Below are 12,950 nucleotides of genomic sequence, written 5' to 3'. Positions count from 1 at the left end.
CTACAACGCAGAGGACCTATCATGAGCAACCGCATCGACTACGCCAAGGCGTCACCAGAAGGCTATAAAGCGTTTGGAGGCGTCTACCTCACCCTTCGAAGAAGTGACCTGCCAGAGGAATTGATCAATCTCGTCAACCTGCGCGTCTCCCAGATCAATGGTTGCGCGTTCTGCATAGACATGCATTCCCGCGACCTCCTAAAAGGCGGACTGAGCGTCGATAAACTGGTACTCGTCGCCGTTTGGCGCGAGGCCGGAAGGCTCTTCACCCCCCGTGAACGCGCCGCCCTCGCCTGGGCCGAGACCGTCACCCGGGTGTCTGAAACAGGTGTGCCTGATGCGGACTACGACGCAGCCGCAGCTGAGTTCAACGAAAAGGAGCTCGCTGACCTAACCTATGCCATCGGGTTGATGAATGCCTTCAACCGTTTTGGCGTCAGCTTTCGCTCCACTCCCGCCGCTACCGCAAAGAGCTGATTTACTCCAGGCTGGCTGCCGCTGGTGCGGCAGCCAGCTCACAAGGGGCTTGCCCGCGATGCTACCGGGTAGCCAATTTCCCAATCAACACCGCCCGGCAATGCTTGGCAAATGAAGAAGGAACCGTCGTCATGGCGTGGACACTATTGAGTATCGCCGGCGTTCTCGAGATTGCATTCGCCTTGTGTATGAAGATGTCCGATGGTTTCACGCGGTTAGTACCGGCGCTGTTTACGATCGCCGCAGGACTTTCCAGTGTGTTCCTCCTTTCGCTTTCCCTCCGCACGCTACCAGTCGGCACCGGTTACGCTGTCTGGACCGGGATAGGCGCGGCCGGAACAGCCATCTTCGGCGTATTGTTTCTAGGGGATTCTCCGTCACCGATGAGGTTGCTCTGTATCATGGCGATTTTATCAGGCGTCATCGGTCTCAAGCTGGTATCGGCGCAGTGAGCACCTCAAAGCTGGCATCCGCGCCGTCCACGGTGCCAGGTTCGTTAGGTCGAGTAAGCTGATGCACATGGGCCGTCGGTCTACGATCGATTAACAGACTAAGCAGCTCCGGCCGGCTATAGTGTCCGCGGGAATCCATCATCTGTTTTCGCTTGTCGATCAGTGCGAAGTCGAGATCAGCAATCACCTCCCCTTCGCCAGAGCGCAAGGGATCGCACAGCAATGTACCGTCCGGTGCAACGATCGCGGTAAAGCAGCCACTGGAGATCGGACCGATGCCGCAGCCGGTGTCTCTCATGATCTGGGCTTGCTGATCGGGGCTGAGCCAGGCGGTAGCATTGACGACGAAGCAACCGGATTCCAACGCGTGCTGCCGAATATTGACACCCATCTGTTCAGAGAACAGATCTCCGCCGAACGAACCAGGATACATTGCCGAGTGTATTTGTTCGCCGTCAGCCATGAGCGCGTAGCGGGCCAGCGGGTTGTAGTGCTCCCAGCATGCCAACTGACCGATACGACCCACAGCGCTGTCGACAGCCCGAAGGCCAGATCCGTCTCCGTATCCCCAGATCATCCTTTCATGAAAGGTCGGTGAAATCTTGCGGCGTCGCTGCAACAAACTGCCGTCGGCATCAAACAGCAACTGGGTATTGTAAATCGTGCCGCCATCACGCTCGTTGACCCCTATGGAAACCACCATCCGTGCTCGCTTGCAGGCTTCACCGATGGCGCGGGTGGTTTCAGACGGCACAGTGACCGCTTGATCCAGCAGTCGCAGATGCTCCTTGCCTGTCCGCAAGTCATAGGCGGACTGGACGAAGGAAAAGTACGGGTAATATGGAACGATCGTCTCGGGGAAGGTTGCGAATTGAACACCCTTCTCGGCGAGGTCGGCGATCTTGGCGACGACTATGCCGACCGTCTTTTCGCGACTGTAAAGCGCGGGACTGATCTGGACGGCAGCGGCTTTCACGACTGTCATTGTGATCCTCAGTTCTGTTTAATGGTTATGAGAGGTCGGGTGTCCGCGGCGCCAGTTTGTCAGATGTCTTTGCCGATAAAGTAAGCGCCTGCTCCGCGGTGCACGGGGATTGGTCCGTCGGGTTCGACGACGGGTCTCGCCAGCATGTTCTTATGCACGGTCAATGTCTGTGCAACGGTGTAAGCGTGGCGGTCCTCGAAATCCGTCCGGCTGACGAGCACGTGGCTGCCGAACGACACTATCAGTCTCAATGGTAAGTTTCGGATATCTGTGAAGGGCGGTGTGGCGGCAAAGAGCGCCTCGGCGCTCTCCCTTGCCATGACTGCAATATCCTGCTGATGGGTGCCGATGAGGACCCCGACGCGCCGCGTGTCCGCGGCGCGAGTCAACCTTGCACGGGAGGCCGGCAAAAAACGCTCCAGCACATTGACTGCCGATTCCGACAAGTCACCGGCCGTTTCATCATCGCGCTGACCGACAAGCAGAAGGCGGTAGCGGCGGTAGGTCCGCGTTAGGCCGTCCGGTTCCATATCGGCGAGCACTAGCCCGGGCCCCCGGCGCGTCTCAGTGATCGTAACTGCTGGCTTGAACCCCGTCAGCACAGAAACGGCCAATCCTGTCCCTAAAGTCAATAAGGTACGGCGTTGCATGATCATTGCTCCTTGAACACGTCGCGATTCAGGATCGCCGTTACCCCAACATTGGGGTAGTCAACGACCTGCGCTATGTTGAGGTCGACAGCGACACTGGTCAGAACGTAAGCCTGCTCGCGGGTGAGTCCTTTGGTCTTGACGAGAAAATCAATCATGTTGAGCGTGGCGTTTCGCGCTGCCAGCGTGAGATCCTCCGAGAGGTTTGCGAGGGGAGCAATCTTCTCGCCACCAAGGTAGGTCTCAAAAACAGGCACTTCGCCCTCGCTCTTGATTGGGAGACCTGAGATGGCGTAAAAGCTCGATGGAGCAAGTTGCTTGAGCTGCGAGCCACCTTCAAAATGCATTGTGGACTGTAGTGCGGCTCCGCCTGGTATGACCTTGGCTTCGAGTGTCACTCTGCCGCCGGTCTCAATGGCGGTACCGGCCACCTCGCCGCCGCCCATCGCGAAGTGCACGTCTCCTGCAAACAGACCACAGCCGTCGATGAAGCATGGCAACAGGATCGTCGTACCGACGATTGTTTCCTTGGCATCCACGTTCCCACCGTTTTCACGTGGCGGAACAGTCCGTAGGCATTCGGACTTTGCTGTGCCATCGACGCCACAGAGATCGGCTGGTAGCGCTTCGACGGGCTGCGGAGTCAAAATTGCACCGCCGGCATCGGCAAGCTCCTGCTCCCGCTTTAGCCATTTTTGAAGTTCTTCCCTGTCTGGAAGCACGCCGATGGTACCCATGAACGAGTTGTTTGGCACTGAAATGCCGGGCATGTCTTTGGAGCGTGCTTCTAGCCGGTTCAGATCCCAATGAACAATGTATGGGTCAGTGAACACGTCTCTCAAAAACCCGAATCCTGGCACGACCGTGGTTGTCCCAAACTCGTCAGGCTCGATGTCCACCACCGTTACAGCGATAGAATCACCCTTCTTGGCTCCTTCAATGTGGACGGGTCCCGTCAGCGGATGGCAGCGGTTCAGGTCAACGGCCGCGACGTCCTCGGCGGTCGAGGAAAAATCAAGGTCAGAATCGAGTCCATCTCGGGTCTCAAGAATGAATTTCTGGCCAGGCTTCACTCGGGCAACGGGTTTGACCGCGTAGTGAATTCGGTTAAAGCAGTTTGGATCATCTTTGCAATGTTCGCCCGACTTTGCGACGATCACTGGCTGTGGTCCCTTGACGTCACTGGTGTCCGCGAAGGCACTGCTTCCAACCAGGAATAGTGCAACTGCCGGCGCAGCACAGGCAAATTTTGACCTTACGCAGTGGGTCGGCATGGGAGCGACCACAACACATTTACTTGTCTTTGAACTGGAACCAAGCGACCAGTTCAAATGTCTGGAAACCGCAGCTGAAGTCTTTCGGTAGTCGATACGGCTGTTCATGGCCATTTCCTTCCGTTAGAACGACGAGGGTCGCAGCACGCGCGACAAGTCCCCTGATTGGAGAGTTATTCGGCGATAGGTATCCTCGACACTTAGGTATCTCGGTGAAAGAGGGTGCCGCATATGCAGACACGATCTACTTCTGTTTTAGAACATGGTGAGATTGGCGGAAGGACCATGATTGGACTTCATTGTTAGTCCATGAGTGCGCTTGGATCATACTCAGGCGAGACGTGACATCACGCATGGCACCGTACACAGCATCGGCAGGCTGATGCGGTTTCCAGCGGGGCGGTTAGCCTTCGGGTCGCGGTAGAGCATATTATGGGTTGGCGCAAACGGACGCCGCAACGGCAGTGTTGATGCTGGACGGCGCTGACGAGCGAACCGCTACAGATTTAGCAATCTTTCTGGGCGCGGAAACCTACTGAGCTCGACAGCACCGACGACGCCAATTCTCGATCAGTATGCTACCGAGCCGACATGAGATTGATCACGATGGAGAGAGGCGAAGTAGTCTCTCACTGTTTGATCGGCATTGCGTCTTAGTGAAGCAAGCGCATCCGAGTGCGAGCCTGTTCCCTGAACCGAGAATGTTGTTACCTTATGCAAGCCGATCATGCCGAGGATTGCTTTAAGGTACGGCGTGAGAAAGTCTGGCTGTTGCGGATGCTCACCAGAGAAGCGACCGCCCGAAGAAATGGCGACATAGACAGGACGATTGTGTAGCGTCCCTACTTTTCCAACGTTTGTGATATTGAAGGTCCGCCGCGTTCTAACGATATGATCGATCCACAACTTCAGAGTCGCAGGCAGCGTCAAATTATGCATTGGCGTAGAAATGACCACAACGTCCGCGTTCTCCAGCTCCAGTATCAGTTGTTCGGACTTGGCCATCGATCCAAGGCGAGACACGTCTTTGGAGGAGCCCTGAGAAACCGCATAGTCCTCATCGATCGGCAAGATGATGCCATGGCCAATCATCCGATCGATGACTATTGCGCCTGGATCGGTCTGTCGCAACTGGTCGATGATCTGTTGCGCGAGCCGATAGCTCTCGGCTGCTTGCCTGCGAGGACTGCAGCTGACATGAAGGACTTTCATCGGATTCAATCTCCTGATCTTGCGCAGCACCAGACCACGTCAAATCAGCGTATAGGCCGGTCAAGGCAGACCCAAGGTCCATGAAGCGGAAACGAAGCTGGACCATCAACGTGATCGCAGGTGCCGGCGCCCGTGACACTCACGGCGCAAGATCCATTGCCTTCATACTGTCGGTTCCCTGATCGATATGGTACAGATGCCTGCAAAGAAACAGAAGTGGCGACTGGCCCATGATCGTCGCGAATGGCAACAACTTCCCGCCGCTGGACCCAAACGCAGGCGTACCCTTCTACCGGCAGATCTACGATCGGTTCCGCGCCGCTATTGCCTCGGGACTTTTGAAACCCGGCGACCGGATACCCTCGGCGCGAGCGCTGACAAAAGAGCTCGGCTTGGCAAGAGGTACGATCGAGTCAGCATATTCGTTACTCGCAGCCGAGGGCTACATCGAAGCGCACGGTCAAGCAGGTACCATTGTAACACCGGGCCTCGATACGCTCACGCCTGCTCCTGCCCCCGCCCCCCAGCCAGTATACAATGCGGCAGAGGTGAGCTTTCGCCCGGATTCCATTTTGCCATTCCAAATGGGTTTGCCAGCCCTCGATGCATTTCCACGGAAGATCTGGGCACGGCTGGGCGCGGGATGCGTTCGCGCCATGCAGCCATCCGACATGGTCCACCCTGCAATATACGGCCTGCCCGCACTGCGGAGGGAGATCGCCACCTATTTGCAGGTTTCGCGGGGAATTGGTTGCTCGCCATCGCAGGTATTCATCACGTCCGGCTATCGTCACACGATTGAACTGATTGCCGATGCTTTGCTGAAGGCAGGAGACCAGGTCTGGCTTGAAGATCCGGGATATCCGCCAACGCGAGAAATTTTTAGACACATGCAAATCACACCCGTGCCAGTGCGGGTGGATGAAGAGGGAATGGTTATATCCGATGGCATAAAGGCAGCCCCTGACGCTGTTGCAGCCGTCGTGACGCCCGCACACCAAAGTCCACTGGGGATGTCTTTGGCCTTGCCACGGCGGTTGGCGCTTCTGGACTGGGCCGCGAGAAGCAAGTCTTGGATTATCGAGGACGACTATGACGGTGAGTATCGCTACGTCAGTCGTCCTCTCCCGGCGCTTAAGAGCCTGGATCGCAATGGGCGTGTTCTCTATTCTGGCACCTTCAGCAAGGTGCTTTTTCCGGGCCTTCGGCTAGCCTATCTTGTCGTTCCCGAAAACCTGGTCGAGCGGTTTGAGCATATCAGCCAAACTTTAGCAGGTGGGAGCCCCGAGCTCACACAGGCTATTGTCACGGCGTTTATCAAAGAGGGGCACTTTGCGCGTCACATCCAACGGATGCGAAAACTGTATGCCCAGCGTAGGAAGGCCACGGTGGCAGGACTCGATACCGTCCTTGGAAATCACATGAGCATTGCGTCTCAACCAGGGGGAATGCACTTGATCCTGCGGTTGAAAAACCAGCAATCAGACCGCTTGCTTTCAGCCCGCATGCGGGAAAGCGGGCTTTATGCTGAGGCGTTGACCGATTGGACCATGCTCGCCCACGAGCCAGCAGCCATACTCGTCAACTTCACAAACATCGATAGTGAGAAAACCGCCGAGAATCTCGCAAAGCGAATTCTGATGTTGGCGTAAGCGTAGCGACCATCTCTGGAAGAGATGGATCGAGAACGCCAGTCGCTCTCACGAGTCTCAAGTCAAGAATTAAGCACAGCCGCGCGCGAAGGACGCCGTTTAGCGGAACGACGCATGGCCCAGCATGCAAGTTAATTCTTGGTCCTTCTGGTTCCAGGCTAGCGTTGGCACTATCCGTCTCACGGTTGGCGATACGGATTCGTGATGAAGGAACGTCTTGATTGCGCCAGAGCTTCACCCGAAGGCTTAAGGGCTTTTTGGGAAGTGTACGCCGCTGTTGCAAACGGTAGCCTCGACAGGCCGTTGCTTTCTCTCGTCTATCTACGAGTTTCCCAGATCAATGGCTGTCCGTATTACATCGATGTTCACTCTCAAGAACTGCTGAATATGGGCATGACGGTGGAGAAACTCGGGCAGGTGCCGGTGTGGCGGAATGCTGGACCCCTATTCAACGCTCGCGAGCGCAGCGGACTGGCTTGGGCTGAAATCGTGACGCGCGTCGTTGAAACGCGTGTTCCCGATGTTGACTACGAAGCTGCAACTGCCGAATTCAACGACAAGGAACTCTCAGACCTGACATATGCGGTTGGGTTGATGAACGCCTTGAACCGAATTGGGATAGCGTTCCGCTTGAAGCCAGCTGCCGCGGGGACGGATTGACCCCCCGGGATCCGCTAGGCGTTTGAGAGAATGCATTCGTACGCTCTCCGGTGTTCGCGAAAGTCACCTCGTGGGCGGCTCACTAGACCCACTGGGCTTTCGCGTGTGCAAGCACGTATGGAGTTTGAACCGTCACCCCAATGGCGGTCAGCATAAGACGCAAAACTGAAAGGCATCCGCATATGACAATGATTTCTCGACAAGAGCTCACCGAGTTGCGTGCATCGATCGACAACATCGATGCCGCCGTTATCCATCTGCTTGCCGAACGCTTTCGTTGCACGAAAGCAGTGGGTGCACTGAAGGCAAGGGAAGGTCTCCCTGCGACCGATCCAAACCGTGAGGCCTCACAGGTGAAGCGTCTGCGATCACTCGCTTCACTATCGGGTTTAGATCCTGATTTTGCGGAAAAGTTCCTGACATTCACCATCGAGGAAGTGATCCGACACCACCGGTCGATCGCGGACGGCCTAGATGGTCAGACCCGGGTCTGAGGACAAGTCGCCACGCGAGCGAGCAATCCAGCCATTTAAGTATGGAAGGAACAAATACGATGTATGACTTCATTGTAGTTGGCGCAGGGTCTGCAGGCTCTCTGGTGGCAGGCAGGCTCGCGGAAAATGGTGCAAACGTTCTGGTGCTTGAAGCCGGTGGCCGTGACACAAGCATCCTCATCCACATGCCGGCCGGATTTCAGAAATTGCTTGTGCACGGACGGTTTCTTTTTCCATACGAGACCGTGCCGCAATCGCAACTCGACGGCCGCGCACGGTCCATGCTCGTGGGCAAGGGTTTAGGGGGAAGCAGCTCGCTCAATGCCATGTGTTGGGTTGTCGGTCAGCGTCGAGACTATGACACGTGGCAGACTGCGGCTGGCAGCGCCGCAAAGTGGTCCTTTGACGATCTACTCCCGCACTTCCGAAAAATCGAAGCAAACCAGCTCCTGGATAACGAATTCCATGGCAGCTCAGGACCAGTCCGCGTTTCATTTCCTCCCAAGATCAATCCCCTCAACGCTGCGGTCATCAGGGCGTTTCAAGAGGCTGGGTTGCCATTCAACGCTGACTATAACGGAGCACAACAGCGTGGCGTAAACCTTGTCCAGTCGAACTTTTCCGATGCGCGCCGCTACAGTTCGGCTGTCGCTTTTCTGCATCCGGTGGAGAAACGGTCGAATATCGTCATCGATACGCGCGCCCTCGTACATCGACTCCTTTTCGAGGGAGATCGAGCCATCGGGGTAGAATACTCCCAGGAAGGGCGGTTGCGACAGGCCAGGGCCAATGAAGTAATCGTATCCGCAGGCGCATTGAATTCTCCCCGCATCCTGATGCTCTCTGGCATCGGGCCGGAAGAAGAACTTAGCAAACTTGGCATCCGGGTCCGCTGCAATTCTACTGACGTCGGCAGCCATCTGCAGGATCATGCTCAAGTTCCAATTCTGGCGCGTTGCCGCCACAAGTGGGGATACTATAGGGATAGTCATGGCCTTCGAATGCTAATCAACGGCCTCCGCTATCTTTTGTTTCGGGATGGTCCGGCGTCGGGAAGCGGCATCGAGTCCAGTTCCTACTTCAATCCGGACGATTCCGACGGACTGCCCACGATCCAAAGCTTCCACAATCCGGCCCTGCTCAGTGCATCCTTGGGCAAGGCCGAGGCCGCACCCGGCATGACGTTCGTCAATGTGGTGCTGCAACCGCAAAGTCGGGGACAGTTGAGACTTCGCGACGCAAATCCGAGATCGACTCCGATTATCAATCCGAACTGGTTGTCGGAGAGTGAGGACGTACGCAAGATGCTTGGTGGCCTGCGCTATATCAGAACCGTCCTTGAATCGCCCTCCCTCAAGGACGTATTCTTTCCCGAGCTTGCCCCTGGCACTGCCGTTGAGAGCGATCAACAACTCACGGACTATATAAAGTCCGCCGCAACTACGATGTGGCACCCAGTGGGAACCTGCAGAATGGGAAGCGATGAGGGATCAGTCGTCGACGCCGACTTGCGGGTGCGAGGCGCTCGTAGCCTACGAGTGATCGATGCGTCGATTATGCCAAATATCGTCAGCGCAAATACCAACGCCGCCACGATGGCGCTGGCCAGCAAAGGCGTTGAATTGATATTGGTCCACTGAAGCGCCCTCACTTCATTTTGATACCCAAGATGTCGTTGTCAAAAGCTCCCAGCCGATTGCGGCTACGGGCACGCGTGCTTCGACCTCAAGTCGCTGTGAAGAGCTTCGTCACCAGGAACGCGAGTGTTATCGAAGATGGTCCATTCCTTTAGGTAAAACATGGACCTTCATATGGGGAACGAACTCCCGGATTATAGGTCCATCGCTTGAACCGTTACATCAGGCGAAGTGTTGAAGCACCTCACCCGGACCACTGCGAACGCAGTCGTTTCCGCTTTGTACGTCACGGCACACCGTATCACTCACTCTCGTTAAACGGCGACCGCTCGGGCGGCGTGCAAGGTAAACGATTTCAGGCGGCGATCGGCTCCTCGACGACAATTCGAGCTTGTCGCTGGATGCAACGACAAAACGCGGCGATGCGAACTCAACAGGCAGAACTGGAGAAAGTCATGAACCAATTCGCGCTACTGATTAACGGCAGGCTTGTATCTGGCGTAGCAAAGCTTGACGTCATCAACCCTGCGACCGAGGAGGTGTTGGCGGAGTCGCCAAGAGCAGACCGTGCGCAGCTGAACGAGGCCATCGACGCTGCAAAGCTGGCGTTTCCCACATGGGCGGCCACACCCGTTCGTGAGCGCGGAGCGCTACTGGGTAGGCTGGCCGACACACTCGAAGGCAGACAAGACGAGTTCGCACGGCTGCTAACGCTGGAACAGGGTAAGCCCCTTTCCGAGGCGCAATGGGAAATTCGCTTCACCGTCGCTATCATTCGCTACTACGCAACACTTGACCTACCAAACAGCGTTCTGAAGGAAGACTCCAAGCAGAAAATCGTTCGGCAGCACATGCCACTCGGCGTAGTCGCGGCGATTGTGCCTTGGAATTTCCCTATGCTGCTGCTGCTCATCAAGGTGGCGCCGGCGCTCCTTGCGGGCGATACGCTTGTCGCGAAGCCCGCGCCAACGACGCCGCTAACAGCATTGCGATTTGGAGAAATTTGCGCTGAGATTTTGCCACCGGGCGTCATCAACATCATCGTCGATCAGAATGACTTGGGCGACGCGCTCTCCAGTCACCCTGATGTTGCCAAGATTGCCTTCACCGGCTCGACGGCGACTGGCAAGAAAGTCATGGCTGGTGCGGCCGGCACGTTGAAGCGCCTAACACTGGAGCTTGGGGGCAATGATGCCGCAATCGTTCTGGACGACGTCGATCCGGTCGAGGTTGCCGGAAAATTGATGGTCGCCGCGACGATGAATGCTGGACAGATCTGCCTTGGCGCCAAACGGCTCTACGTCCACGATTCACAGTATGACCAAATTTGTGAGGAGCTGGGACGCCTTGCACGTCAGGCAGTCGTTGACGATGGGCTAAAGCAGGGAACCCATATCGGCCCTTTGCAGAATAGAGCCCACTTCGAGAAGGTTAAAGGATTCCTTGAGGACGCCAAAAGGAATGGTAAGATTGTAGCAGGCGGCGAGGTTCTCAGCCGCAAGGGATACTTCGTTCAGCCAACCATCGTGCGCGACATTTCTGACGATGCGCGACTTGTGAGGGAGGAACAGTTCGGCCCGGTCGTCCCCGTGTTGCGCTACACTGACGTCGACGACGCGGTCGCTCGTGCCAATGATTCAGAATATGGACTTGGCGGAACCGTGTGGGGTAAGGATCTCGATCGGGCGTATGCTGTCGCAGCGAAGATCCAAACCGGTATTGTCTGGATCAATACGTTTCTTGATATGTCACCCGATATTCCTTTCGGCGGCGCCAAGCAATCAGGTATTGGCGCCGAACTTGGTCACGAAGGCCTCGAGGAATATACTCAAGTCAAAATCATCTGCATGGCGAAGTAGCGGTAGCTAATGCCCTCGTGTGTGAGGTTAGTGCTCATGCACCAGGGCTGCGGCTTGGCGGCCTCGGTGGTGCATGACGGCGGTCTTGAAAGGGTCCGAACCGTCGACCCTTCAATTGCCAAGACAGCCAGCCTTCTTGGGCGACACGTCTTCCATCGTCGAGATCCGCTTACGCAAATCGGAGATCACATCCGATATCGCGTTTGATAGCCCTGGGGCACGGGCAGCAGTCATCGTTCACGGCTCCCTTCAAGGTCGTGTGGAGGATATTGTGGGCCAGCATCATGCTGGACAAAATGCGGATGTTCTGTTTCTGTTCCTGTTGCGGCAGAGAGTCAAGCAACCGACAAGATGGGAATATTATCCTGAATNTGGGCCAGCATCATGCTGGACAAAATGCGGATGTTCTGTTTCTGTTCCTGTTGCGGCAGAGAGTCAAGCAACCGACAAGATGGGAATATTATCCTGAATGTTAGAAATCCGGCGAATTGCTATCGGAATCAGGTAGGTAGCCCGGTTGAGAATTTTTTCCGCTCTCGCCGGTCCAATCACAATCCGCTTAGATAACGGGGATAAAGCTGAGATCGTCACAATGTTCTTAAGCTTTCCCTGCTGAACTGCCGCCATGACGAAGCCACCGAGATCAAAGCCGCTCCTTCGTGATAYCGACGCRCCGATCCGCTCCAAGCCGCAGCGGAAGCGCGACCCTGCCCAGCCGCAGCTTCTGTTCGATCCCATGCCTGATAGGGTTGAGCCGGCGCTCGCCAAGGTCAAGCAGCGACCGCCGCGCGGCGATCAATGGGGCTGGGAGATCAAGTGGGACGGCTATCGGCTGGCCATCCATGTTGAACCGCAAGGCGTCAGGATCCTCACTCGTGGCGGCCATGACTGGACGCATCGGTTTCCTGATATTGCAGACGCTGCCCGCGCACTCGGACCGGCGACGATGATCATTGATGGCGAGGCTGTCGTTCTCGACGCCGAGGGCCGGTCGGATTTCGGGCTGCTGCAGAAGTCGCTTGGCGCGTCGGGCAACAAACCCGGAAACCGGGCGTCCAACGCCATGCTCTATGCCTTCGATCTGCTCTATCTCGACGGCCATGACCTACGTGGCGTCGAGTATGGGTCCCGCCGCCACCTGCTCGAAGATCTGTTGAGCGGCCGGGACGGTGCGATCCAAATCTCGGAGGAGCTGGATGCCGATCCTGATATCCTGCTGGAGCATGCCCGTCATTTCGGTCTGGAAGGCATCGTCGGCAAGGACCGCGACCAGCCCTATCGATCCGGCCGGACAGGCGACTGGGTGAAAATCAAATGCATCGGGAGCGAAGCCTTTTTTATCGTCGGCTACGAGCCTTCGACAGCGCTGACGGGCGGCTTCGGCTCGCTGGTGCTTGCTGCCTATCGCGGCGATGAGCTCGTCCATGTCGGGAACGTCGGGACGGGCTTCAAGGAAGCGGAGACCGCGAGCCTGAAGAAGATGCTCGACACACTGCGCTGGAAGCGAAAGCAGCCACCGGTTGATCCGGGTRACGCTGGCCGCAACGTCATTTGGGAGTAAGCCGCCATGACGACTGGAGCAAACCGCATCATGGACG

Annotated in this window: 12 protein-coding genes; 8 read left to right on the top strand and 4 right to left on the bottom strand. The window is 56.5% G+C overall.

What is annotated here, in order from left to right; genetic code table 11:
• Positions 1-21 precede the first annotated feature (21 nt).
• Positions 22-477 (top strand): carboxymuconolactone decarboxylase family protein, encoded by a 456-nt coding sequence (locus tag ASC90_RS13200; RefSeq protein WP_056540924.1) that lies wholly within the window; start codon positions 22-24, stop codon positions 475-477.
• A 131-nt stretch (positions 478-608) separates the two neighbouring features.
• Positions 609-929, top strand: a complete 321-nt coding sequence (locus tag ASC90_RS13195; RefSeq protein ID WP_056540920.1) for a multidrug efflux SMR transporter — start codon at positions 609-611, stop codon at positions 927-929.
• Here the strand turns inward: ASC90_RS13195 and ASC90_RS13190 are convergent.
• The 4 genes from ASC90_RS13190 to ASC90_RS13175 form a co-directional block, all read right to left on the bottom strand.
• Positions 907-1,914: a nitrilase-related carbon-nitrogen hydrolase gene (locus ASC90_RS13190; RefSeq protein WP_056540917.1), complete on the bottom strand. Its 1,008-nt coding sequence runs from the start codon at positions 1,912-1,914 to the stop codon at positions 907-909. The two genes, ASC90_RS13195 and ASC90_RS13190, sit on opposite strands and share 23 nt — an antisense overlap.
• Before the next feature lie 59 nt (positions 1,915-1,973).
• Complete coding sequence (locus ASC90_RS13185) at positions 1,974-2,564, bottom strand: hypothetical protein (protein WP_244480383.1); 591 nt, start codon at positions 2,562-2,564, stop codon at positions 1,974-1,976.
• A 2-nt stretch (positions 2,565-2,566) separates the two neighbouring features.
• A complete protein-coding gene (locus ASC90_RS13180; RefSeq protein ID WP_082519895.1) occupies positions 2,567-3,946 on the bottom strand; it encodes an acetamidase/formamidase family protein in 1,380 nt (459 codons plus the stop codon).
• A gap of 462 nt (positions 3,947-4,408) precedes the next feature.
• Positions 4,409-5,050, bottom strand: a complete 642-nt coding sequence (locus ASC90_RS13175; protein ID WP_056540912.1) for an NAD(P)H-dependent oxidoreductase — start codon at positions 5,048-5,050, stop codon at positions 4,409-4,411.
• Between the two features lie 230 nt (positions 5,051-5,280).
• Between ASC90_RS13175 and ASC90_RS13170 the strand changes: the two genes are divergently transcribed.
• From ASC90_RS13170 to ligD, 6 genes are all read left to right on the top strand, one after another.
• Positions 5,281-6,702, top strand: coding sequence for a PLP-dependent aminotransferase family protein (locus tag ASC90_RS13170; RefSeq protein WP_056540906.1), 1,422 nt, complete (start codon positions 5,281-5,283; stop codon positions 6,700-6,702).
• A gap of 204 nt (positions 6,703-6,906) precedes the next feature.
• Positions 6,907-7,362 carry a carboxymuconolactone decarboxylase family protein gene (locus ASC90_RS13165; protein ID WP_056540904.1) on the top strand — a complete coding sequence of 152 codons (456 nt, stop codon included), beginning with the start codon at positions 6,907-6,909 and terminating at the stop codon, positions 7,360-7,362.
• Positions 7,363-7,544: 182 nt separating this feature from the next.
• Positions 7,545-7,856 carry a chorismate mutase gene (locus ASC90_RS13160; RefSeq protein ID WP_056540901.1) on the top strand — a complete coding sequence of 104 codons (312 nt, stop codon included), beginning with the start codon at positions 7,545-7,547 and terminating at the stop codon, positions 7,854-7,856.
• 59 nt (positions 7,857-7,915) lie between these two features.
• Positions 7,916-9,496 carry a GMC family oxidoreductase N-terminal domain-containing protein gene (locus ASC90_RS13155; RefSeq protein ID WP_056540899.1) on the top strand — a complete coding sequence of 527 codons (1,581 nt, stop codon included), beginning with the start codon at positions 7,916-7,918 and terminating at the stop codon, positions 9,494-9,496.
• A gap of 206 nt (positions 9,497-9,702) precedes the next feature.
• Positions 9,703-11,352, top strand: a complete 1,650-nt coding sequence (locus ASC90_RS13150; RefSeq protein WP_348270870.1) for an aldehyde dehydrogenase family protein — start codon at positions 9,703-9,705, stop codon at positions 11,350-11,352.
• Positions 11,353-11,977: 625 nt separating this feature from the next.
• Positions 11,978-12,913, top strand: coding sequence for a non-homologous end-joining DNA ligase (ligD, locus tag ASC90_RS13140; protein WP_082519893.1), 936 nt, complete (start codon positions 11,978-11,980; stop codon positions 12,911-12,913).
• The last annotated feature ends 37 nt before the right edge of the window (positions 12,914-12,950 follow it).

Source organism: Rhizobium sp. Root1220 (assembly GCF_001426265.1).
In the GTDB taxonomy this organism is placed as follows: Bacteria; Pseudomonadota; Alphaproteobacteria; order Rhizobiales; family Rhizobiaceae; genus Rhizobium.
The sequence above is the reverse complement of the archived record's forward strand: the minus strand, read 5'-3'. Positions and strand labels throughout refer to the sequence as shown.